The organism is Bacteroides cellulosilyticus, assembly GCF_020091405.1.
Classification (GTDB): Bacteria; Bacteroidota; Bacteroidia; order Bacteroidales; family Bacteroidaceae; genus Bacteroides.
The window spans coordinates 5495462-5521165 of record NZ_CP081903.1; the positions used below are offsets into that span (position 1 = coordinate 5495462).

Consider the following 25704-nt stretch of genomic DNA (forward strand, 5'->3'; position numbering starts at 1 on the left):
CTTACAGTCTTCCGTCTATAATTTCTCTATCCAAAATGCCCTTTACATCATACACTACCCCATCCTTATTTTTCAAGAAAGAGCGAATGTCTTCATTTTTAAAAGCACCATGGGCTACACCCAACACAACAACGTCAAATCCCCCACGCAACTCTTCCAAAGATTTTTCTGTAAGAGAAATACCATATTCATGGTTAACTTTAGCAGAATCCGCCCACGGGTCGTATACAACAATGTTTTGAGTATATTCAGACAGAGTGCTATAAATATCCACAATCTTTGTATTACGGATGTCCGGACAATTTTCTTTAAATGTTATACCTAACAATAAAATTTTTGCCCCTTTTACCAAAACACCTTTTTTATTCATCAGCTTAATCACTTGATTGGCTACATAATCCCCCATGCCGTCATTCAATCGGCGGGCAGCAGACATCACTCGTGGCAGTACACCGTAAACTTGTGCTTTCTGTATCAAATAATATGGATCTACACTAATACAATGTCCTCCGACTAGTCCGGGTTTCAGCTTTATAAAATTCCATTTAGAGGCAGCAGCTTCTATCACATCATTTGTATCAATTTCCATTGCATTGAATATTTTTGCCAATTCATTCATAAAGGCAATATTCACATCTCGCTGAGAATTTTCAATAATTTTAGAGGCTTCTGCTACTTTAATACTTGGAGCCTTGTGAGTACCGTTCACCAAAACTGAATTATATATACTATCCACAATGTCTGTAATTTCAGGAGTTGATCCAGAAGTTACTTTTTTAATCTTTTCTACAGTATGTTCTTTATCTCCCGGATTAATGCGTTCCGGAGAATAACCAGCAAAAAAATCGACGTTAAATTTCAAACCTGAGACTTTTTCTACAACCGGCAAACACTCTTCCTCAGTGACCCCCGGATAAACCGTAGATTCATAAACTACAATATCCCCCTTTGAAATTACTTTTCCAACAGTTTCACTGGCTTCCCATAACGGCTTCAAATCCGGACGGTTATTTACATCTACAGGAGTGGGAACTGCAACAACATAAAAATTGCAATCTTTAATATCTTCCAACTCTGTTGTACAGATAAAACCATGATTTTGAATAGCATCTTGAAGCAACTCATCTGAGACCTCCAATGTAGCATCGTATCCTGCCATTAAAGCATCTACACGCAACCGATTCATATCAAAACCCACTGTTTTATACTTCGTCGAAAAAAGGCGGGCCAAAGGAAGCCCTACGTAACCGAGGCCGATTACGGCAATTCTAATCTGATCCATGAAATATTCTGCTAAAAATTAAATTCTTTTTTTTACAAACTTGGCAGGAATGCCTATATAAATAGCATCTTCACACGCTTCCTGCAAATGCTTTGTTAATACAGCACCTGCAGCCAATATAGAGCGTGCTGGTAATACGGAACCTGGTAATATTACACAATGAGCTGCAATCCAACAGCCATCTTTAATTCTGACTTCTTTCTCTACAGATGCACCGTAACGATATGAGCCATTCCCAAAAGTATGATTTCCAGTAGTCAGTAAACAGTCAGGACCAAACATTACATTGTTTCCAATAATAGCTTTCCCATGAGCATATATGATATTTCCCATTGCCAGATAGACATTATTTCCAACAGTAAGTCCTTCAATAGAATTCAATATTACGTTATGAGCTACTTGAAAATTACTTCCACATGAAGGCATTCCTAAACTATATAAGAATCCCCGAAATCTCATAATTAACGGAATGTCAGGAAAAAAAAACAACACAGTTTTAACCAGCCAAGAATATAATAACAGTAAACGATGCTTCATACAGTCTTTATCTTATCATATAGGAGATCTAATCTGTTTTTATCTGATTTACCCCAAAAAGCATGCAATATCCTTTTTTTATCTTTATCATCAATTTCTAGAATATCATCTGATGCAATAACAGATAAAAAATCTGTCATAGAATAAACTCTTTTTCCTGGTGTATATTCGTCGTAATCAAAAGCCAAATCATTACTATTTTCTATGAAACGTTGTTTATCAAATGGATACAATAAAATACCTTTGTCTAATAACAAGAAATCATAATATATAGATGAGTAATCTGTTATAAGAATATCAACAAAAGGAAGAAGAGGATAAATATCTAATCTCTTATCTAAAAAACAAATATTAGAATACTCCTTTTCATTTACATTCTGCAATATTCTTACCGCAGGATGAAGTTTCAATATAAATAATCTATTCTGCTTTACTAAAATGTCATTCAGCTTTTCAAAATCAAAATTAGCTTCATGTATAAAATCATCATTCAAGTTACCTCGCCAAGTCGGCATGTAAAGATATACTTTATCATAATTAGACAGTTTAGCAATCATTTCCCTCATTGATTTGGGTTCATATTTATCAATAAATGAAAGAATTTCCTTCTTAGATTTACACATATAATAGCAACGGGGATAGATTGCATCAAAAATAACCTTATCATCCAAAGAAAACATTTGCTTAAAATGCTTATCCATCATATCGGAGGTAGACAAAAACAGAGTATTCTTTTCATACATATGCGGAAGAAGTATTTTTGTTAAATAACTACTATTCTTCTTCGAAGCAAAATTGTTATCTTTTTTACCTCCATTTCCCCCTTTAATTCCAACACCATGCCATAAGTTAATCTTGCACACATTACCAGAAGTAAAAAAATTTATATCTTTAGAATGATATGTAAAAACATAAACATGAGCTGTTAATGAGTGATACAATCCTTTTATCGAATACTTAAGATATGCCTCAAATCCCATTTTATGAATTCTTTCTACATCATCTTTAGATGATGTTATCCAAATGGGACGAATTTTGTCTTTCTGTTCATTGGTATATATAAATAAATATTTAGCGTTATCTACAAATCCGACATTGGTTCCAAATAGCCATTTATTTCTGTCACGAACACACAAAAAGGAGAAAACATATAAAGGGTATCCTAATACAACTTCTAGCAATCGATTTAAGAGATATCGTTTGCTACGCATCTTCAGAAATGTCTCCAACAATTTTAATGTCTTCATTTTATATTGATTTTAGCTTTACGTCTATTACTTGCCCGGTTAAATCAGAGACTAAGAGTTTAGCTGTTACTACTGCTACATCCATTGATTTCAACAAAGTATCTTCAGGTTCTATTCCAAAGTTTTTGGTACGCATAGGAGTCTTTGTCCGCTCCGGATTCACGCAATTCACACGAATTCCCAAACTTCCCCACTCTTCAGCTAAAGCCTGCACAAAATTTACAGTGGCGCATTTCGTAGACGAATAGATACTATAATTCATGCGACCACGTGTATAAGAACTGGAAGTATAGAATACTAATTGCCCACGACTCTTTTCAAGATAGGTATACGCCTCTTTAGCCACATGTACCATTCCCTTATAATTGATGTCTATAGCCTCCTCTATCCGCTCATAACTAATGTGAGCCAACGGTTCTTTATAAAGAACGGATGCTGTATCAACAACATAATCTATCCTATTCATCTCTTTGGCAACTAAAGAGAAAGCAGAACGCACACTATCCAAATCTTTAACATCTACATGGTTCAGACTTCTGCTGAAACCATACACAACAGCTCCACAATCCCGACACAGATTCATTAAGTCAAAACCTATACCAGATGATGCACCGAAAAGAACAATTACTTTTCCCTGCAATTTTTCTTTTTCAGAATTAGTCAGTACATGCTCCTGAAAATTGGTCATTCGTAATTGGAACAACTTCTCTATCAAATAGAAATCCTCTTTATAAGTCAACTTCATATTGCTATCTTCCCCCTCTACCACACATATTTTTGTTTCAGGAAGATACTTCAACACCACACCACAATCGTCTGTAGTGATGAAGTCGGGATCTTTTAAAGCTTTCTCATAAGCGGTTTTTATGGTGTTCAAACGGAATCCTTGAGGAGTCTGCCCTCGTCTTAACATCCGACGGAGGGGAATTCCCATAATTGTATTGTCACTATCAACCTGTATAATCGTATCGGTTGAGGGAATTGCAACATCTATCGCTTCATAATCTTGTAAAGCAATTATCACCCGGTCTATTATTTGAGAGCTTATTAAAGGACGAACTGCATCATGAAATATCAAATTACATTCTTCATCATTTTCATAAGCTTTAATGGCAGATAAAGAAGAGTAATGTCTTTCCGCACCACTCATCAAAATCTTCTTCACTTTAGAGAATTTGTTTTTCACAATATATTCCCCTATTTTATGATGATACGCCTCATTAGCAACAATGGCTATCTCATCAATAAGGCTATGACGTTGAAATGTTGATATCGTATGTTCAATTACAGTGAGCCCTGCAACTTTCAAAAACTGTTTTGGAATTCCTGCATTCAAACGGCTACCAATACCACCAGCTAAAATTATGGCTATATTCTTCATGTCTCTTATTTTACCAAATATTGTTTATACTTAAATATGCTACTAATATATTCCCATTCTTTTCTAATATTTTTAATATTCAGCAACAGAGGAATCTTTAATAAGAAATAGGCTATCTGAAAAAGGAAAAATTTTAAATGGCTATTTTCCTTTTCTATACAATACATTAGAGAAGCGGTATTGTATACTCGTGAAAATTGGGATGTAGAACTAGATTTAACAAAATGAATAATTTCAGGTCCTGGAATAAGATAGGAACGATAACCAGCATCGTGAAGACGTTTACATAACTCTACATCTTCAAAATACATAAAAATGTGTTTATTAAACATACCTATTTCTTCAAACAGCTCTTTTCTGATAAATAAATCTGCTCCTATCACGTATTCTACTTTGCAGGAATCATTCGATAACGGGATTTCTTCATTGGAAGGAACAAAAAAAAATCTTTTCACTCCCATCATGAGATATTTGCTCATCGAATAAAAATTGCCACCACTTTTAGTGTAAACCCTATTACCATCTTTCAAATAAGCACCCAATGCACCTATATTTTCCCTTCTATGAAGAAACTCAAAAAAATATGAGAAAGGGTCATTCCTTAATACCGTATCTGAATTCAATAAAAACAGATATTGTCCAAAGGCATGCTTTACTCCCAAATTATTGGCCCGTCCAAAACCTAAATTAGAATCACTCGCTACTAATTTAACAGATGATGCGTATCTTCTTTTTATTTCAATTATAGAATTATCCGAAGAAGCATTATCTACCAAAATAACCTCAAACTTACAAGAATGAACATTTTGGAAAATTGAATCTATACACGCACACGTCAAAGGACATGTATTATAATTTACTATAATTATGGATACTAATATATCATTCATCTTTCAAGAAAAATTGGTATAACCCTTTAGGAGCACAAGAAATCATTAGAGATTTACCCCAAAATGCAGCTCCTTCCGGCTCATTATTCAAAATACCCTGTACATCTATTATTCTTTTTATTTCTTTCTTTTTCAAATCTATTATAACAATAGCCTTTTCTTTGCCATATTGGACTTGACTATCAGCAGAAGCACCTGATGGTAAATAAAGAGTATGATTATATATTACCCCTCCTTGCAAAATATGAGGAAAAAAGACTTCAAAAGAATCCTCTATATCAACATCGCTCAATATTACTTCTTGTGTATTAATAGATGGTAAACCAAATTTTACAATTTGAGTAGCGAACCCATTCCGTTCTTTATTAAATGGATATAACTGAGTAATAGCATAAATATGACCAGTTTCTCTGTCTACAATCCAATCATGTACTGCTTGAGGTTTATTACCTATCCGAAATTGTATTATCTGAATTAAACGAGATTCATATTCCGTAACATTCTCTACATAACATCTATATGGAGCTTCACATTCAGAAATATATAATGCAGGAAACTTATTATTATCCTTCGAATATTCAACACCAAAACAAGCATTGTTTGCATGGTTTTTCTCATGAGCAGATGCTAATATTAAGGATCCTGCAAACACCCCCTTTCTCATATCATAAATTCTACATAACCCTGTATTAGTCAGCAGAAAAACATATTGTCCATGTATTGCCATTCCTTGTCCCCATTTCTTTTGAAGATTGGTTTCTACAGGAAAGTATTTAACATTTCGTAAAGAAGTGCAAGAGTACCAGAAAGAAGCGAAAATGAAAAACAGTATCATAACTCCTATCTTTCTAATTTTTCTGAGACAAACGAAATTACTCATTAATCGCTTTTTTAATTATCGTTTTACGGAAAGATATATGCAGATACATGAATAGTGTAAAAAATATAGTAGACAATACGGCCCCCATAAAAGTAAAGAAATTATCACTAAAAAACTGAAATACTAAAACATAAAAGAAATTAGCATACAAAACCCTAAACATTTGATAATTACGTTTCGCATATTTATATAAAACACCAAAAAATGTACCCAAAAAAGTAGAGAAACAAAATATACCAACAAAACCATAATCCACATAGAAATTGAACATAATGGTATATACATTTACAGGCAAAGGAGTATAAGTCCAGTTATGCAAATTGAATGAATCTGCATTTACCTCTACATCAAATCCTAATAACTGTAAGCAAGGAATAAAAAAGCGGAAAGTATATTCTCCATTAAATGAGGAAATATAATTATAATGATTATTCAATATATTATCAAATCCAGGAAGAGGAGACAATAAATAAACCGAAATAAATTTCACTATATCAAATTCAGAGCTATCCTTACTTCTTAATAGATGAGCTGCAAACATCAATAGTACGAATCCTGCTAGATATATAAGTATATTCTTAAAAGAAATTTTTCTACCTAAACAATGAACTACCAATAAGGAAAATATCAACTGAGCTATTACTGATTTATTACTTCGGAAAACAAAGAAAAGCACTAATAATAGTGCAAAAAGAATATAGTATTTTTTTTTCTTTTTGTCATCGTATAATGCTAAAAAAACAATTAACGAATAACTTGCAATTGTTGATGGAATACGAATGTAAAACGGTAATTCAAATGTTTCTTCTTCTCCATTTAGTAAAGCAACTCCCGCAGCCCGTATTCCATTAAAAAAATTATCTCCATTATAATATAGCCCTTTTGTATATAATCCATATATTGCAACAATAAGCGAAACAACCATAATTGGATACAATAAGTTTACGCAATAATTATGCTTTTTTGACAAACAATGTGCAAATGCAAAATCAAACTTACAAATAAGAATCGACGATAAACTAAATGGAATTATCCATAATAACAATGCCCAATAAAATCGATTGGATAAATCATATAGTTCATGGTCTGTAACATTATATATCAATACAAGTATACACCATAATAACAAAGTAACAACTGCAGGGTGAAAAAAATCTTTCACATAATTATATATCAGCAGCAATAAAACGAATAAAAAGAAAAAAGTAAGTATGCCCATACAATATCTACATAGTTTTCCTTAAATAAAGCAGAAAGCACAAGCCATATAAGATTCCATAAGACAATATTGCAAGACACATTTCCTGTAAAGACAGAATAGATCCTAATACAATTACCAATAGTATATAAATAAATGTACAGATTGCAATAATTTTAAGAAGATAGTGTAATAACCATTTTAATGAATAAATTGAACGCAAATAATATAGTAACAACATATGTACCACCATCTCGGTTGCCAACAAACTGATAGCAGCTCCCGTAGCTCCATATTGGGGCATCAGCAAAACATTTAGAACTAAGCTAACCAACGCCCCTATAGCAACACAATTTAAGAAGATCTTCATTCTATTTAGACTCACATAAATTACATACAGACTGAGGCCAGATGTAATCAAAGTGGGTGCAACAATTTTCATAACCATGTCAGCACCTTCAAATGCTTCAGAAAAAAATATGTCACATAATGGCAATGCTACTAACTCTAATAAAAAAAAGGCAGGGACACTTATTAATAATGAATATCTAAATAAATCCTTCGTTTTATTCTGATATTCTTGTTTCGACTGATTATGATGTAAATAGGCTAATCGGGGCATCATTACAGTACCCAAAATTCCTATAAAAGTAATGCCGATACGTACTAGCCTATTGGGATAATCGTAAATTGCAACTTCATCTACACTTGACAAATATCCTAGCATAACTTTATTTAAAGAGAGATACAAGGAGGTAAAAATACTTGGAATAAAAACGAATATCGCAGGCTTAAATATACTTTTCAAGGAGAGAGTTAACGATGAAAATCGAGGAACAATCTCCAATTTATCCAACTCAAACCAAAAAACAACATTACTAATTAATAAAACCCCTTGCTGAATGATAATAAACAAGGATAAATCTTCCTGTTGTTTTACAAAAAGAAAAATGAGTAAAGTACCTACAATTTTAATTATTAAGTTCCGAACAGCAATTAAATCAAATCTTTCCATACCGGTATACGCCCATGAAAGATCTGTCATAGAGGTAAGAATGATGATATTAAACAAGAAATATATATAATCTCCTTGAAAAATCACCCAACTATTATATAAAAGAATAGCTATTAGATTGAAAAAGAATTGATAAGTTACACATTCAGCAAATTTCTGTTGTTTACTATTCTTATCATCTCTACGTTCGGCAATTGCTTTAGCACCATAAATGGTGATTCCCAAGTTCCCCAACAATACGAAATAACCGACAATAGCTTGTCCAAACGAATTGATACCAAGTGCATCTTTGCCCAGTATTCGGGTAATATATGGCATTAATAGCAGGTTCAACAATATACTTGAAGTCTGAACTGCACCATTATAAAAAACATTATTTAGAATACTAGCCTTTGACAATGCACTAACAATTTTCTATATCAATTATTGGATATAAGTAAGCACTCAATTAAGGGCATACATTCTTTTACAGTGCCCAAAACTAAGTTTCGTTAATAATTTGTTTTGAATTTAATATTGACTTGTTGCCAAATTGATTTTAGTGGTAGAAGATTAATGAAGTCCCTACACACTTAAATACTTTTATGATGGTGACATAGTTAAGCTCTATAATATCATCATAATTTGATGACTTACAAATCAACATCTTTCAAAACTGGATGCAGTCTATCTTTTCCACTCAAGAGAACTCTATTGGCAGGTATTCTCCAGTCTATTCCCAAATCAGGATCATCCCATGCTATTCCTCCCTCATATTGAAAGGCATAGAAATTATCACATTTATATTGAAAGATAACTTCATCACTCAAAACAGAGAAGCCATGAGCAAAGCCTCGTGGAATAAAAAGCTGACGATGATTATCTTCTGTCAGTTCTACTGATACATATTGCCCAAAAGTCGGAGAACTTTTCCGTATATCTACAGCTACGTCAAGGACAGCACCTTTCACAACACGAACCAATTTACTTTGGTCAAAAGGCGGCTTTTGAAAATGTAATCCGCGAATAACACCGTAAGACGATTTGGATTCATTATCTTGTACGAATGTCGTTTTACAAACTTTTTCTTCAAACTCTTTCTGATTGAAAGACTCAAAAAAACAGCCACGACCATCTTTAAAAAGACGAGGTTCAATGATTACAACACCTTCAATTAATGTTTTTAGAACTTCCATATTATTAAAAGGCAACTTTTATTCATCAATATATTCCCATGGATAAGGATTATCCACCACATTCTGAAATTCCTCAATAGCTTCTTGCTGTTCAGCAGTGAGTGATGCAGAATCCCAGGAAGCAATGATAGTACGGCCTTCATCCGCCAAAGGCTCATCAAACACCTCTCCATAACAGGCAGTGAGCAAACGAAGTTTCAGCAACGAAACAGGAAGAGCATCAAGAATATCCCAACAATGATCCAAGACCTCCTGGATATGCTTTTGCTTTTCACCGTGATCTACAAATGAGGCACTATAGCCCATCAGAAGAGCGAGACAAACATTAGCCTGTTCTTCAACTGTGGAACCTTTGGCACCGGAATTATACAAAGCCGTAGTCAGGCGATAAACTTCACCGTTACGACGGGAAAGGTCGTCGCTATAGATCGGATTACCGTCCATACCTAAATACATCAGATCGTGCGCTGCACGCTGAAGAGCAAGTGTTTCTTCAGAAAGAGACATAATGATTTATGATTTATAATTTATGATTTATCAGCTGTTCAATGGCAACGGCCGATCGTCAATTATTTGATTACTTCTATGAGATCCGGATGAATGGTAGCAAGCGCAACGGCAATAACACCTTGTATCTCGATAACCACACGACGATCACGTGCGCCTTTTACTTTCAGGAAAATGCCTTCCTGGCCCTCAAAGTCACCGCCCGTGATACGAACTTTTGTACCTTTGGACAAATTCAGTTCATCAGGTTGGAAATACATGAGATGATCATTGTAAGTACCGGCTACAGCAATAAAACGCTGCATCTCACCATCGGAGATAATGATCTTCTGACCGCTACGGGTATCCGTAATGTATTGCAAATAGCTTACCTGTGATTTGATACGCTTCACCTCAGAAGGACGGGCATGGACAAAAAGCAGGTTATGTACAACGGGAACTAGAGCACGGACTTTCTTACCTTTCTTTATGCTGATCTTATATTGCATGGGAACGAAACAGCCCAACCTTTCTTTTTCAAGCAGACGCATCGCATCAGGCTCTCTACGGTAGGTGGCACGCATGGCGTACCATATTTCGCTATCTTTATCCGCTTCCATTCGATGATTTCATTCAGAAAAGGGTGTTCCTTCGGGGCTTTGACACCCTCGCATACACTTGAGTTTCAATCACTTGCGAACACTTTATGTAAGATACGGCAAGTTTTGTGTTCCTCTTGCCAATTGTTTTTTCGTAGCTGTTCATCACCTCAATTATCTTGCAGGTAAAGAGCTATAAACGAACTAATTACAGACAAAAAGCGTCTTTTTATCGTTCGTTTAATGTGCGTCAAGATTTAGAAAATTCGAAAGAAAGAAATGAGAATAAAATGAATAGATATTAACTAATATTTTCAGAACTTTTTTATCGCTTATAATCAAATAGTTAGGATAATTTATACCTGATTAGAAAAAGATTTTTTATCAAACATTTTGTCATTCAAAAAAACACCTATATCTTTGCGCACATTAAACGAACGTTTTTTGGACACCTATAAAAAGCACAAATAACATACTGTTTTTCAACTAATTATCTTCATTTTAAAACTTATTTTATCATATTTTCTCCCCATAATCATCTGTTATTCAAGTTAATTTTATACTTTCGCAATTTTTAACCATGTTAATATCAATTAACGGGTATATAATCATTAAAACCATGACAGAAATTAAAAAAGCAAAAAGCTGAACAAGAATCAGCAGAGAAGTAAATCATACAAATCTGGAAATCAGAGAAAAGGCAAAAGTAAAAAACAAAACAAAGTGAGTATTATAGATGAAAGTTTATTACCTCTTCGGGTATATTACGGCGATAATACCCATCTTTATATAGGTTATCTGAGACACTTTAAATTAGGTGGATTTGAACACATGGGAATCAAAACAATCACCGATTTAACTAAATGGATATACGATTTGGGAATAGTGGAATGCGAGAAAGGAGAGCGTAAACCTCTTAAGTACAGCAGTCTAGTTACGGAGATTGATAAGGTGTGGGCAGTGATACAAAAGGAAGATGCCGAACACATAGACGCATACGGATATGATGTAAGAATAAATCATTGATAGTTTACTCCAAAGAAAGGGCATAACTTTGCCCCCGTCAATCTGAATGTGGTAGGGCTATACCCTTTCACCCGGATGGTGTAGCCCTAACCACAAAAGGGTGTAGCCATCCGGAGCAAAGGGTGTAGCCATCGCAGAAGATTGATTATTAATCATTTATAAACTACTAAATTCATTAAAATGAAGAAACAAACGTTGGGGCACCAATCGAATCATGTAACGAAAAGCGAAAGAGTAGAAAATCTATGGAAGAAACTGATCAGGCAGGAAACTGATTTATCAGATGGAACCATCGCATGGATGACAAAACGAATACTATTGCTGACAGAATACATGCCATACGGATGTGCATTGATAGCCTATCGAAAACAAAATGGAGATTTTTACATGGGAAGAGGAACACTGATACATTACGAAGCCGATTTCCACCGCAAATACGACATCGGGCGTATTCAGAACCATGTAGTGTACTGGGATATAGAGCAACAGGGATGGAGAACGTTCCAGATTGAGAACTTCCTGGAATGGAGACCGATGATTTAAATGAAGAACGAAAAATTAAGAATGAAGAATTATGGACTCATATCTATTACATGATGCCAATGCAGGCAATAATTTTAAAATAATGATGATGATACAGAAAGAAGGAATGAAAGGATATGGCATCTACTGGATGCTGTTGGAATTTCTAAGATTACAGGACGGATATAAGGCAGACTTAAGAGTATTGCCCATACTGGCACAGAAAATGAGAGTTATGGTAACCACCCTGAAGCGGATCATATACGACTATGCACTCTTCGAGATAAACGGCACAAGCTTTTCATCGCCCGGACTCACACTGCGCATGAAACCATGGGATGCCCAACAGGACGCAAAAAGAGAGTCAGGCCGTCGTGGAGGGTTGGCTAACCAACAGAAAATCAGAGATGCCAAGGCAAGCAACGCTTTAGCTATAAACAAAGAAAATAAAGAGAATGAAACAATCCCCTCTATATCTCCCCAGGGAGACACGAGGAAAAATGAGGAGATTCTTCTTGTTCCACCGGAGTATGCGCTCAACAAGCAGACACACAACTACGGAGGATTGATAGAAGAACTGGAACGGCAAAAAGTGACATCCTTAAAAGAGAAAAATGCCATTCTCAGACTGACCGACTTTGGAAGACTGGGAGGCAAAATATGGAAAATCATCTATGACATCAACAATTCGCCACAGATGAAAGCAAGGATTGTGATGCCTGGAAAATATATTCTGAAGCTGTTGCAAAATTAAGTAGATGATCATAATTAGCTTATACTTTGCAAGTATAAGCTAATTATAACATACCTCCCCCTGATCATCCTACATAAATATCAGCTGCTTCTTAAGCAAGTCCACAATATCGCTTTGCAGCTTCTGCGCATTGATAGGTTTAGAAGTGTACGCATCAAAACCACTGTTCAGAATGCGTTCTTCATCTTCGGCATAGACATAAGCTGTCACTGCCATAATCGGAACCGTCGGCGACATTTCGCGTATAAGCTGTGTAGCTTCGTAACCGGTCTTTTTAGGCATATTAATATCCATCAATATCAGATGGGGGTTGTATTGCTTGAATAGCTCCACCGCCTCTTCCCCATCCCAGGCATGGAGAATGTTGTACTGACGCTTCAGGATAGATTCGAACAGCAGGAAATTACTCTCATTATCCTCAGCTATCAGAACTGTGAGTTTACTCTCCACTTTATTCAACCGATGTTCCTTCTGCTCCCTTACTGATTTGAGCTCAACGGGACGATAAGGAAGAGTAAACCAGAAAGTAGAGCCCTTGCCGGGTTCCGATTCCACACCAATCTCACCACCCAGATTCTCTACAATACTTTGGCAAATAGAGAGTCCCAGTCCTGTGCCCTGCGAGAACGAATCAAGCTTTACAAAACGACCGAACACAGTATCTTTCTTGTCTTTTTCAATTCCATATCCCGTATCCGTGATATAGAAATAGAGAAAATCGGTATTTTTCAGATGATAACCAAAAGTGATGCTTCCACTGGGGGTAAACTTCATAGCGTTATTCATCATATTGGTTACCACTTGTGTCAACCTGTTCTTCTCAATGTTTACAAAACAATCCGGCATTTCCGGCAGATATCGAATGACAACCGCATCATTTTTCTGGCGGAGCCGGGCGGATTCTTCCAACTCCTGAAACAAGGCATTCAAATCTATATCAGAATAGACAAACTCAAGTGTTCCGGACTCAATCTTGGAAAGATCCAAAATATCTCCTACGAGTTGCAACAACAGGGTATTATTGTTCTCGATAATATTGATGTATTCTTCTTTTTCTTCCGGCTCTTCCGCATCCGCCAGAATACTGGAAAAACCGACAATAGCATTGAGCGGAGTACGTATTTCATGGCTCATATTCGCCAGGAAAGCAGATTTAAGACGATTGGATTCTTCCGCTTTTTCTTTTGCCGTAATCAGATCTTCTTCCATTTTCTTTCGCCCGGTGATCACGAGAGAAGAACCGATCAAAGTAATCGGATTGCCCTTTTCATCCCGCTTATCAACCGTGGCCTGAGCCTCAACCCATTCATAGCGCGCCACTCCATTCTTGCGGACTATCACACGATATTCTTCCTTAATTTTAGAAACATTACCTTCCGTCAGTTCCTTATAGGCTTTCTTTACCCGTTCCCTATCTTCCTTACAGATTTTGGCAAAATATTGGTAATCGGGCACAGAAAGCTGATCTTCGTTCATCATGCTATCGTCATGGCTAAGCTCCACCGGACGGTTCACATCACAGAGCATGGTACCCTTCTCCAGATCCCATTTCCAGGGAACGATATTCGCCACATCCAACGACATTGACAATTTGTGATTAGCGGAACGCAACATCTGTTGTGTCTCGGCCAGTTCGGTATTGTCTACGCAGAAAACATCAATGAATCCCTTATGCTTGGAGGGCGTCAGAATAACATTGAAATAATTACCTATATTTTCGTAATAGTATTGATAAGAAAGTTCCTTTTGAGTGGAAGTAACCATGCTATAGAGGTGGCACATCCTTTCAAAACCTTTCGGATCCGCCTCACTTCCTTTTTTGCCGATGACCTCACCCATGGATTTGAAGTATTTCTCAAAACGTGGATTGGCTTCCACAGTGATATAGTCCACAATCTTTCCCGCAGAGTCGTAAATCAGTTTCTGTTTCAAATAAACGATAGGCATATTCTCAAACAAACTGTGATAACTGGTCATCAGTCTGATCTGTTCTTCCTGCTTTTTTCTTGCTCTGGACAGCCACCCCATCCGCAGCCACATAAACAAGAGCATGATGACTACAATGGCAATTATAACGCTATATTTATGTTGTTCCCAGAAAGAGGGCGGCATCATATAAAAGACTGAATTAGGAGGACACAAACCAGGCGATAATCCAGCTTCCATAAGGTCGTAATAGTTGAACATGGGAGTAGGCATACCACAGTCTACGATACGGGCTCCTTTCTCGTTGACACCGGATAAAACACCGTTGGTGATCTCAATCACTTTTCTTCCAACAGTTTTTTCATCAAAGAAATAGCCGCCTACCAGACCGTTCCGCTGCAATCCGGTATTATCTAATGAGAAGATAGGTGAAGAGGAATAATAGCTCAGAATTCTGGAAATATTATTGGTTAATACGACATTCCCTTTTTGAGTATCCTGATACCATGAGCAAAAGAGAACTCCGCTGTTTGCCTCTGCATGGCTCAATGAATCCGCCAATGCATCGGTAGTCATTACACCGGCAACATAATCCTTTATTTCAAGTTCGGGAAAGTCCTTGCTCACAATCTCTTTTAAATCCGAACGGAATTGGGCACTTATATACCGGGCATCCGACAGAAATATCAACTCATCCATTTCAGGCATCAAATCCTGCATCAGCGAAATTGTTTCTTTGAGATACGCAGGTACATAGAATACAGTCAGCGACAAATCTCCTTTATAATCTTTCAAGGGAGTTCTCTCTTCTACCGGAATGGCGCGCCTCTCCAGATAAGCCTCTTGCGGACCGACGTAATCCATCTCCGTACAAAGAATCACAGGGACATCTTTCCATTGTTTTTCTATATCATCTCTCAGCAAGCCCCAGGAAGCACTACCTAAAAGAATCAGGAGTTTTGGAGGATTGTCTGCATATTTTCCAAAGAGACTTTCTTCATATTCCAATAATTCTTCTGCATTTTGTAAATGCATAAATTGACTGCCCATGTGCTCCACATCCACTACATAAGGAGAGTTTTTATGCTGATAAGAATTATAAATAGGGATAATGAAGTCGTTACTCCACCGAGAAGATCCACTGTATGCGTTGAGAATCAATATTCTATCTTCACTTCCCGGTTTAAATGCTGAAGAGATTTCGCCAAATACATTAACAGCATTTAAAAGAAAAACAACTAATATAATAAACACTCTGATTATTATTTGCAAATATTTCATCTAAATTACAGTTTAGTCTACAAGTGTACCCATTCTTTACCACACAAGGAACAAAAGGTCTACATCATAGAGAAATTAGACTGCAAAACTAATTAAAAATCAGAGAATTCCCAGTTTTTGGAAAAGAGATTTTTAAAGAGGATTGCGTATCTTCCATATTCTGCGTACTTTTGAAAGCATAAAACAATAAAATCAATGAAAATACTTCATACCAGCGACTGGCACCTGGGACATACATTATATAACTATGACCGTAGCCACGAGCAACAAGCATTTTTGCAACAACTAACCCGCATCGTAGCAGAAGAAATGCCGGATGCAATGGTAGTGAGCGGAGACATCTATCACTACTCCACCCCATCGGCAGCCACACAAAAGATGTACACGGATGGTATGCTCGAAATTCACAGGGCATGTCCCGGAATGACGATTGTGGTAACTGCCGGAAACCACGACAGCAGTTCTAAACTGGAAATAGACAGCAGTCTATGGAACCATTTTGGTGTGAAAGTCGTGGGAAACATCGAACGCACCCGGGAAGAGGTGAATCTGGAAAAACATATCGTAGAAGTAAGAGACAAAGAAACAATACTGAAAGGATATATCATTGCCGTCCCCCACGTCTATCCACAGAATTTCCCGATGCTGGACACTGAAACGCCACGCGAAGAACGGCAAGCACGCTTCTTCCAGGCATTGCTGGACGAAGTAGGAAAAATGAACACGGGAGGATTGCCCGTTGTATTAATGGCACACCTCTCCATAGAAGGCAGCGACCGGACGGGGCATGACGAAACCGTGGGTGGAATAGAATACGTCCCCATCAGTTCCATGGGCGAAGGATACGATTATCTGGCACTCGGACACATTCATTGTCCGCAGAACATCAAAGGAAACGGATGGCATGCACGCTATTGCGGTACCCCCCTACCCGTCAGTTTCGACGAAGTTTATCCGCACTCCGTATCTATCGTCGAAATGAAAGGACGGGAAGAGCCACAGATAAGGACAATAGAAATAGAAAATCCAATACCACTCGTCACCCTCCCCAAGGAACCGGTAGTCTTTGAGGAAGCCATAAAATTACTGGAAGAATATCCGGACGATAAACCGGCTTATATCCGCCTGAATATTCTGATAAAAGATTATCTGGCACCCGACTGCAATGAACGGGCATCGAATGCCGTAAGAGGAAAAAGCTGTAAATACTGCTATATCAAGCCCAACCGTGAAAAACAAACTTCAGACTACATAGCCCGGCACATCTCCATTCAGGAAATGCAGGAAATGTCTCCGCTGGAAATAGCCAGACTTTATTATCAGGAGACAGAAGGAGAAGAGATGGACGAGGAACTCTGTGAACTGATGAGCAGTGTCGTACAAAAAGTGAGAGAAAAGAATAATCTGCGCTAATCCGTGTAATCTGTGGTGAACTATGAAACTTCAAAAACTGACTATAAAGAATTTGGCCTCGATAGAAGATGCCGTCATTGATTTTGAGAACGGCCCCTTAAGTGAAGAATCCCTGTTCCTGATCTGTGGTGAAACAGGCGCCGGCAAAACAACATTACTCGATGCCATTTGCCTGGCACTCTATAATGAAACGCCCCGCATGGAACGCACAGCAAATGAAAAGTACCGGGATGTAGGGCAAACGTTTTCTTCTAAAAAGGAAGATGTGGCTATAAACGACAGCCGCCAACTGATGCGACGAAATACCAGTGAAGCTTGGACTGAACTGGAATTTATCGGATCAAACGAAATACCTTACATCGCCAAATGGTACGTAGCCCGCGCACATCGGAAAGCATCCGGTGCCATTCAGGACACTAAATGGACGTTGGAGAATTGCAAAACCAACCTCCAGCTCACCAAGAGAAACGAAATCAAAGCGGAAATACAAGAAGCCGTAGGGTTGAACTTCGAGCAATTCTGCCGCACCACCCTATTGGCTCAAGGAGATTTCACTAAGTTTCTTCAGAGCAAAGAAAGTGAGAAATCGGACATTCTGGAGAAACTGACAGGTACCGGAATTTATTCTGAAATAGGTGCAGGAATTTATGCCATAACGAAAGAAAAACGTGTAGACTATGAGAATCAGAACCGGAAACTGGAAGGAATCCATGTGCTGACTGAAGAAGAAATGGCCGGAATTAACGAAACAATGGCTGCGTTAAGTACCGAGATCAACGGAAATACCGGGCAAAAGAACATAGCAGCACTGAAACGTGACTGGCTGAAAAGAAATACTGAACTCACCCTTACTCAAGAAAGTCAACAGAGAATCTGGGAAGTGAAGAAAGAACAGTTACAATCGGATGACTTCCGGCAGAAAGAACTACTGATAAAGGATTGGAATCACACTGCGGATGCCCGCAATTGGCTCTCCTCTTTCAAACAACAGCAGTGGCAACAAGAAATCAATGCCAAACAAACCGAAAGCTTGAAGCAGAATTTCATCCGCCTCAGCAGTGGCTGCGTTTGGCTGAAGGAGAATATGAAAGAGCAACAGGCAAAACTAATTCTTGCCGAAGAATATCTGCAAACCCATGCACCGTTCCTGCCCATGTTCGAGCAGAGCCAGTCTATCGTCACCGATTTGAATGCCGTGCTCTCCTCACATTCCCGTATCTCCATTTACGAAAAACAGATAGTGGAATTGGTCCGGCAGCAACCTGCCCAAGAGCAAGAACGCACAAATAAGGAGAATGACTTCAATCTGAAAAGCAAAGAGAATCAGATCAAGCAACAGGAAATAAACCAACTGAACGCACAGCTTGATTCCATGAACCGGAGTGCCTTGCAAGAAAAGAAAAGCACATTGGAGACTATCAAAGAGAATTTGCAGAAAGCTCAAAATGCCCTGATAGTACTGGAAGATAAAAAGGCGGCTTTGGCCACAGCAGAGGAAAACGAGAAATCACTGGAAACCAATCTGCAAGCCGGCAAAAACCGGAACGAGAAACTTAAAAACGAATTCGACACTCAGAAGAAAGCGTACGATGAGCTCAAAGAGCTTTATGACAAACAAAAAGAAGCTGTGGAGGAATGGGCCAAAGAAGCCCGTGCCCGTCTGTCCATAGGAGATATGTGTCCGGTATGCGGCCAGAAGATAGAGGTGCTCAGCAAGGACGAAGATTTTCAGTCGATGCTTGCCCCTATCCGGCAGTCGCTGGAAGCAAAAGAGAAAGAATACAAGGAAGCGGAACAAGCATTAAACAGCAACCGGGCAGAGGTCAAAACTTACGAGAATATGATAGCGAACAGCCGCCTGGCAACAGAAAAGACCCGAAAAGGTCATGATCTTGCCCGAACAGAAGCAGAAGAGAAATGCGGTCGGTGTTCTATTCCAAGCATCTCCGACAATACCAAAGAAATACTGGAAAAGTTATTTCAGGAGAATAAACTGAATCTGGAGAATGTCAATGCCAAACTAAATGAAGTACAAACCCTCTCCAACCATATTTCCCGGCTGCAACATCTGAAGGATAATCACCAGAAAGCAGTGGAAGCCGCCCGGAATGCATTGGACACCGCCGACAAGAATCTGACGAAGCTGAAAAACGATATCACCAATAAACATTCACTGGCGGAAAGTGAAAAAGATATTGTTCGTACTACGCTGGAACGCGTCAGCCCACTGATTCTTTGGGAAGGTTGGCAAACGGAGTGGCAGACCTCCCCTACCGCTTTTATCGAACGCCTACAGAAATCCGCAGAGCATTATAAACTTGCACAGAACAGACAGGCGGAATTAAAAGCTGCCATCGCCCTCATCGATAAAGAACTGAGCAGCATATCCGCCACACAAGAACTGATCTGCACAGCTTTCCCCGAATGGAGGGATCTTCCGGCAAAGGAAAAAATGGAAATCAAGAATCTGGGAATGGCGTGGAATACGCTGAATTCTGAAGTCGGCGGATTGAAACAGAACATCCTGTCTGTCCGGAAGAATCTCGATGAGCTACAAACCAGCCTGACAGCATTCTATACCACACACCCGGATATGGACGAAGCACGCCTCATCGCTCTTTCCTCCTACTCCAACGAGCAAATAGAATCTCTACGTAGCGGACAGCAGAGGCTTAGAGAAGAAGAAGTGGCAGCACAGACAGCCTTCAGACTTACAACCGTACAACTGGAAGAACACCAAAGTAAGAAGCCGGAAATGGAGGAAGAAGAAACCCTCGAAAGCCTGGATAGTCTTATCACTGCTTTGGATGAAAAGATCACAGCAGGCAGTCAGACCCTCTTACGACTGAAAATCCAATTGGAAGAGAATGCGAAAAACATTGCCCGGATAAAAGATGAGAAGAAACGTGCAGACGAATTACGGGAGGTTTATCTGAAATGGGATCGCCTTTGCCATCACTTTGGTGACGAGAAAGGAACGAGTTTCCGAAACATTGCTCAGAGCTTCGTACTGAAAGAATTGCTCAATGGAGCAAACTTCTACCTGCAACGCCTGACCGAACGTTACGAGTTGGAATGTCAGGCAGGTTCACTCACCATTCTGTTGCGCGATTTATATCAAGGAGGTGCGGCGCGTCCGGCCTGTACACTGTCCGGTGGAGAAAGTTTCCTGGTTTCTTTGTCATTGGCACTCGGTTTGTCTTCACTCAGCCGGCATAGCCTGTCTGTAGATACATTGTTCATTGATGAAGGATTCGGAACCCTGAGCAGTGATTATCTGAACACAGTAATGGACACACTGGAGAAACTGCACCAGATGGGCGGCAAGAAAGTGGGTATCATCAGCCATGTAGAAGGACTGCGCGAGCGGATCAAGACCCAGATACAGGTGAAGCGAATTGATAATTCGAGAAGTGAAATCACAACAGTGAGGACACTATGAATATTATTGTGTACTTTTGTAGCAACTATTAATAGAAAAAGACAATGAAGAAGTTCATAAAAGGAGTCCGGTTTGCTCCTAAAAACTATTCCGACGAAGTAGAAGCGAAGATTCAACACTATAAAAAGGAAGGTTATAAACTACCGTCGCGCCACTTATTGCGCACCGAAGAACAACTGGCGGGTATCCGCGAAAGTGCCAAAATCAACACCGCACTGCTGGATTACATTTCTGCAAACATCCACGAAGGAATGTCCACTGCGGAAATTGACCACATGGTCTATGAATTTACAACGGATCATGATGCAATACCTGCCCCTTTCATGTACGAAGGTTTCCCCAAAAGTGTATGTACAAGTATCAATGACGTGGTATGTCATGGCATCCCAAGCACGAAAGAGTTCCTGCGCAGCGGAGATATTGTGAATGTGGACGTTTCCACTATTTATAAAGGATATTTCTCGGATGCGTCACGAATGTATATGATTGGAGAAGTGAAGCCGGAAATGCAACGTCTGGTACAGGTGGCAAAGGAATGCCGTGACATAGGCGTACAGACAGCACAACCGTGGGCACGGCTTGGAGACATCGGTGCAGCCATTCAGGAATATGCGGAGAAGAACGGATACAGTGTAGTACGCGACCTGTGCGGACACGGCGTAGGAATCAAGTTCCATGAAGAACCGGACGTTGAGCACTTCGGCAAGCGCGGTACAGGTATGCTTATCGTTCCGGGAATGACATTCACCATCGAACCGATGATCAATATGGGAACTTACGAAGTCTTCATTGATGAAGCCGACGGATGGACCGTCTGCACAGACGACGGACTGCCCTCGGCACAATGGGAAAGTATGCTTCTGATTACCGAAAACGGCAACGAGATATTGACTGAATAAGCATGGATATTGTTTTTCTAATTATCGGTCTTATAGTAGGTGTCGGCGTAGGGTATCTGATAGCCGGACGAAAAAGTGCCGCGTTATCCGCACAACTGCAAGCCACCCGCGAACGGGAAGAGCTGCTGAATCGTACGGTAGAAGAACGGATTGCACGTGAGAAAACCATCACAGCCGAGCGCCTGGCGGAGCAGGAGAAATCTTTCAATCTGAGACTGGCGGAGCTGCAGAAGCAATGGGAAGAACGTCTGAAATTGCAAACTGAAGAAGCGGAAGCCTTGCACAAACGCATGAGCACGGAGTTTGAGAATCTCTCCAACCGCATTTTCAAAAGCAAGACAGAAGACTTCACCAAGCTGAATTCGGAGCATCTCAGCAATTTACTCCGCCCACTGGGGGAAAACCTGAAAGATTTCCGGGAAAAGGTAGAACAAGTATATGACAAAGAGTCGAAACAACGTTTCTCACTGGAAGAACGCATCAAAGATTTGGTAGAACTGAACAACCGGATCAGCGAAGATGCCAACAACCTGACCCGTGCGCTAAAAGGTGATTCCAAGATACAGGGCAACTGGGGGGAAATGATACTGGAGCGACTGCTGCAAGCTTCCGGCCTGATAGAAGGCGAACATTACTTCCGCCAGGAATTCCTGAAAAACGAACAGGGTGAAATGCTGACCAACGAAGAAAGCGGCCAGAGAATGCAGCCGGATATTATTGTCAGGTACCCGGATGAGCGGGAAATGATTATCGACTCCAAGGTATCCCTGACTGCCTATGCCGCCTACAATTCCGCCGAAAACAAAGAGGAAGAGGCTCGCTGGCTGAAAGCACATCTGCAATCGGTACGAGCGCATGTGGATGAACTCAGCCAGAAGGATTATTCGCATTATGATGCAAAAGCACCGGACTTTGTAATGATGTTTATCCCTACCGAAGCTGCCTACCTGACAGCTATCAAAGCGGATACCAGTCTATGGGAATACGCCTATAATAAAAAGGTGGTATTGATGAGTCCTACCAATCTGATCAGTGCGCTCCGCCTTTCCCTCGATCTTTGGAAACGGGAAAATCAAGTGAAGAATGTGCAGGATATTATCAAACGAGGTACATTGCTTTACGAAAAGATTGCCGGATTTACAGATACATTCCTGCGCATCGGTGACAATCTGAGTGGATTGCAAAGAGATTATGACAAGGCTTACAACCAACTTTCGGATGGCAACGGCAGTGTGGTAAGACAGGCCGAACTGCTGCGTAATATGAGTCTGACTCCTAAAAAGCGAATATCAGCAAGACTGCTGCCCAAAGAAGAGGAAACGGAGGAGGAAGAAAACGAACAGAACAAATAGACAATCCAAATTAAGATATATAAAACATGAAAATCCTAAAAGACCGTATCCTGAAAGATGGAAGATGCTACCCCGGAGGTATACTGAAAGTAGATAACTTCATCAACCACCAGATGGACCCTATCCTGATGAAATCCATCGGTGTGGAGTTCGTCAGACGTTTTGCCTCTATCCCAATCAACAAAATTATCACGGTAGAAGCCAGCGGTATCGCTCCCGCCATTATGGTAGGTTATTTATTGGAATTACCCGTAGTCTTCGCAAAAAAGAAAAAGCCGAGCACTATGGAGAACATGCTGGTTACTTCTGTCTATTCTTTCACCAAGCAACGCTCTTATGATGTATGTGTGAGTAAAGACTTTCTCCGTCCGGGTGACCGGATACTTTTCATCGATGATTTCCTGGCTAACGGAAATGCAGCCAAAGGCATCATGGAACTTGTGAAACAGGCCGGAGCCGAACTGGAGGGCATGGGCTTCATCATAGAAAAAGCCTTTCAGCATGGAGGTGACGAACTTCGTGAGCAAGGTATTCATGTGGAGTCTCTGGCGATTATTGAGAGCCTTGACAATTGCGAAATTAAAATCAGATAAAAGTATTTATCGTACATCTATAAACTTACAGCCGGCTTGTTGATTCATTAACAAGCCGGCTGTAAGTTATAATCCGAGTATATGTTTTTATTCAGTAAAGCATTATTTATGGGATAAAGTTGTCCGAATAATTTCTTTCACATCTTCCACGATTCCCATAGTAACATCTTTATCAAACTTCAGTCCCACTGATAATCCATCGCTGTTGGCAATCGTTTGGTAATCCTTTAGCTTCAATTCCAATTCCTGAAGGGAAGGATTCTTTATCACTGAGCTTGTACCTCCTTTCGGATACAAAGATACTTCTATAGGTAAAAGTACATCCGAAGCTGTCTTATATTTAGAACTGTAAATCTTAGGCTCTCCAAAAGAAACGAATATAGGAAGCAAACTATCTAAACGAGCTTCGGAAACTCCACCCAATTCTCCGGAAATTTCTCCACGAACTTGTAGATAAGCCTCTTTTATGGTGCGCAGATAAGAAGTGATAGCGGTGGATGACGAACCACGGTCGTACCTTACAAATAAACCGGAAATCAGTCTTTTATCCGTATTCGTAACCTTCTGATACTCTTTCCTCAAGATATCCTTAAGGCGGACTGATAAGGTTTCCACATCATATTCTTTAATCAATTCCTGATTCAGCATCATCTTATTATTCATGTTCACGAAGAAACTATAAAAAGTTCCTGTCGGTTTCTCAATCCGATACTCCTTCTTTCCACCCACAGCATCTTTTGCCTTGCGCTCGAAGAATGCCTCCAATTGTTGCAATTCGCTCTCCTGAACTGAATTTTGTTTCACACTCACAGGCGTGTTTATCGCCTGCTCCATTGTTTTCTTCACTTCCGGTTGCGCAAAAGCATAAAGCGCTCCGGTAGCTACGGGCACAAAAAGCAACAGCTTCAAGTGTGCCCAATTGTTTGTTCTTCTTTTTAACATCATTGTGATACGATTTTTAAGTTTGCTGTGATTGAACCCGCAAGCCATAGAGTAGAGCCTTGTGCCCACGGACTTTTTTACCAGCAAGAGTTGATATTCTGTTGCATCGATGCCACTATTAATAACGCCATTATCGGCTTCATATTCATGCACTTCACGAAGTTCACGCATCAGGAGCCATGCGGCAGGATTGAACCAATGGAATATAACGATACATTCCATCCAAAGTAAATCCAATGTATGCCTATGTTGCAGGTGCATTTGCTCATGCAACAGGATTTCTCCGGGATTCCGTTCGTAATCCTCCTGTGACAGGACAATTGTATGCCCCCAACTGAAAGAGACCATCTTCTCCGGACAGATGACCAGCTTATATTTCCCGTAATTACAGGCAGGATAGCTCCGGATAAGCCGGCGCATACGGATGGTAGAAAGCAAGAGGAAAGCAAGCACTATCAAAGCCCCGATAAAATAACAACCGCCCAACAGCCAGACCACAGGAATAGTATGAATCACATTCGCACGATCTCCCTCTATCCCCTCCCCTTTCTCTGCCATCAAAAGACTTGCTTCTTCAGACAAATATTTTTCACCCGTTCCTCTTTCTCTTTGAACATTTACTTCCTTCTCAGTCAATAAATGTCTTACAGTAGTTATTGGCAACTGCAAAGTTGTATATTGAGGAACATCTATTTGCAGCAATGGAAGTAACGTACATGCCATCGTTCCCGCCAGCAACAAAAAGCGGTTCGTACGGAACAGCGTATCTTTCCTGAAAAACAATCTGAACAGAAAGTACAGGATTGTCAGGCATAAGGTAGACTCAAATATATAAAACAATATAGTTCCCATGATCTATTTATT

21 protein-coding genes are annotated in these 25704 nt (G+C 39.4%); 8 read left to right on the forward strand and 13 right to left on the reverse strand.

The window, feature by feature from the left end; translation table 11 throughout:
• Position 1: 1 nt before the first annotated feature.
• From K6V21_RS20975 to K6V21_RS21025, 11 genes are all read right to left on the reverse strand, one after another.
• Entirely contained in the window at positions 2-1282 is a 1281-nt protein-coding gene (locus tag K6V21_RS20975; RefSeq protein ID WP_224319757.1) for a nucleotide sugar dehydrogenase, read from the reverse strand.
• 18 nt (positions 1283-1300) lie between these two features.
• Positions 1301-1819 carry an acyltransferase gene (locus K6V21_RS20980; RefSeq protein WP_224319758.1) on the reverse strand — a complete coding sequence of 173 codons (519 nt, stop codon included), beginning with the start codon at positions 1817-1819 and terminating at the stop codon, positions 1301-1303.
• Entirely contained in the window at positions 1816-3066 is a 1251-nt protein-coding gene (locus tag K6V21_RS20985) for a CDP-glycerol glycerophosphotransferase family protein (protein WP_224319759.1), read from the reverse strand. The genes K6V21_RS20980 and K6V21_RS20985 overlap by 4 nt, the downstream gene beginning before the upstream one ends.
• 1 nt (position 3067) lies before the next feature.
• The gene (locus K6V21_RS20990; RefSeq protein ID WP_224319760.1) at positions 3068-4447 is read right to left on the reverse strand and encodes a bifunctional cytidylyltransferase/SDR family oxidoreductase; all 1380 of its coding nucleotides are present in this window, start codon (positions 4445-4447) and stop codon (positions 3068-3070) included.
• A gap of 5 nt (positions 4448-4452) precedes the next feature.
• Positions 4453-5337: a glycosyltransferase family 2 protein gene (locus tag K6V21_RS20995; protein WP_224319761.1), complete on the reverse strand. Its 885-nt coding sequence runs from the start codon at positions 5335-5337 to the stop codon at positions 4453-4455.
• Positions 5330-6217, reverse strand: coding sequence for a hypothetical protein (locus K6V21_RS21000; RefSeq protein ID WP_224319762.1), 888 nt, complete (start codon positions 6215-6217; stop codon positions 5330-5332). Before K6V21_RS21000 ends, K6V21_RS20995 begins: the two co-directional genes overlap by 8 nt.
• Positions 6210-7436 (reverse strand): O-antigen polymerase, encoded by a 1227-nt coding sequence (locus K6V21_RS21005; protein ID WP_224319763.1) that lies wholly within the window; start codon positions 7434-7436, stop codon positions 6210-6212. The genes K6V21_RS21000 and K6V21_RS21005 overlap by 8 nt, the downstream gene beginning before the upstream one ends.
• A 7-nt stretch (positions 7437-7443) precedes the next feature.
• A complete protein-coding gene (locus K6V21_RS21010) occupies positions 7444-8829 on the reverse strand; it encodes an oligosaccharide flippase family protein (protein ID WP_224319764.1) in 1386 nt (461 codons plus the stop codon).
• 233 nt (positions 8830-9062) lie between these two features.
• A complete protein-coding gene (rfbC, locus tag K6V21_RS21015; protein ID WP_224319765.1) occupies positions 9063-9605 on the reverse strand; it encodes a dTDP-4-dehydrorhamnose 3,5-epimerase in 543 nt (180 codons plus the stop codon).
• Between the two features lie 18 nt (positions 9606-9623).
• Positions 9624-10112: a UpxZ family transcription anti-terminator antagonist gene (locus tag K6V21_RS21020; protein ID WP_224319766.1), complete on the reverse strand. Its 489-nt coding sequence runs from the start codon at positions 10110-10112 to the stop codon at positions 9624-9626.
• A 62-nt stretch (positions 10113-10174) separates the two neighbouring features.
• Positions 10175-10711, reverse strand: coding sequence for a UpxY family transcription antiterminator (locus tag K6V21_RS21025; RefSeq protein WP_224319767.1), 537 nt, complete (start codon positions 10709-10711; stop codon positions 10175-10177).
• Positions 10712-11413: 702 nt separating this feature from the next.
• Between K6V21_RS21025 and K6V21_RS21030 the strand changes: the two genes are divergently transcribed.
• From K6V21_RS21030 to K6V21_RS21040, 3 genes are all read left to right on the forward strand, one after another.
• On the forward strand, positions 11414-11716 hold the full coding sequence (locus K6V21_RS21030) for a hypothetical protein (RefSeq protein ID WP_224319768.1): 303 nt from the start codon (positions 11414-11416) through the stop codon (positions 11714-11716).
• Between the two features lie 180 nt (positions 11717-11896).
• Positions 11897-12259, forward strand: coding sequence for an SH3 beta-barrel fold-containing protein (locus K6V21_RS21035; protein ID WP_224319769.1), 363 nt, complete (start codon positions 11897-11899; stop codon positions 12257-12259).
• A 31-nt stretch (positions 12260-12290) separates the two neighbouring features.
• Positions 12291-12992, forward strand: a complete 702-nt coding sequence (locus K6V21_RS21040; protein WP_224319770.1) for a Lin1244/Lin1753 domain-containing protein — start codon at positions 12291-12293, stop codon at positions 12990-12992.
• A 69-nt stretch (positions 12993-13061) separates the two neighbouring features.
• Here K6V21_RS21040 and K6V21_RS21045 read toward each other — a convergent pair whose 3' ends face one another.
• The gene (locus K6V21_RS21045) at positions 13062-16199 is read right to left on the reverse strand and encodes an ATP-binding protein (protein WP_408912623.1); all 3138 of its coding nucleotides are present in this window, start codon (positions 16197-16199) and stop codon (positions 13062-13064) included.
• Between the two features lie 195 nt (positions 16200-16394).
• Between K6V21_RS21045 and K6V21_RS21050 the strand changes: the two genes are divergently transcribed.
• The 5 genes from K6V21_RS21050 to xpt are packed head-to-tail and all read left to right on the forward strand — an operon-like array spanning position 16395 to position 23898.
• Positions 16395-17612 (forward strand): exonuclease SbcCD subunit D, encoded by a 1218-nt coding sequence (locus K6V21_RS21050; RefSeq protein ID WP_224319772.1) that lies wholly within the window; start codon positions 16395-16397, stop codon positions 17610-17612.
• A 22-nt stretch (positions 17613-17634) separates the two neighbouring features.
• Positions 17635-21054 carry an AAA family ATPase gene (locus K6V21_RS21055; RefSeq protein ID WP_224319773.1) on the forward strand — a complete coding sequence of 1140 codons (3420 nt, stop codon included), beginning with the start codon at positions 17635-17637 and terminating at the stop codon, positions 21052-21054.
• Between the two features lie 44 nt (positions 21055-21098).
• Positions 21099-21953: a type I methionyl aminopeptidase gene (gene map / locus K6V21_RS21060; RefSeq protein ID WP_224319774.1), complete on the forward strand. Its 855-nt coding sequence runs from the start codon at positions 21099-21101 to the stop codon at positions 21951-21953.
• Between the two features lie 2 nt (positions 21954-21955).
• On the forward strand, positions 21956-23305 hold the full coding sequence (gene rmuC / locus K6V21_RS21065; protein ID WP_224319775.1) for a DNA recombination protein RmuC: 1350 nt from the start codon (positions 21956-21958) through the stop codon (positions 23303-23305).
• Between the two features lie 26 nt (positions 23306-23331).
• Positions 23332-23898 (forward strand): xanthine phosphoribosyltransferase, encoded by a 567-nt coding sequence (gene xpt, locus K6V21_RS21070; RefSeq protein WP_224319776.1) that lies wholly within the window; start codon positions 23332-23334, stop codon positions 23896-23898.
• A 102-nt stretch (positions 23899-24000) separates the two neighbouring features.
• Here the strand turns inward: xpt and K6V21_RS21075 are convergent, their stop codons facing one another.
• Positions 24001-25692 carry a M56 family metallopeptidase gene (locus K6V21_RS21075; RefSeq protein ID WP_224319777.1) on the reverse strand — a complete coding sequence of 564 codons (1692 nt, stop codon included), beginning with the start codon at positions 25690-25692 and terminating at the stop codon, positions 24001-24003.
• Positions 25693-25704: the final 12 nt, after the last annotated feature.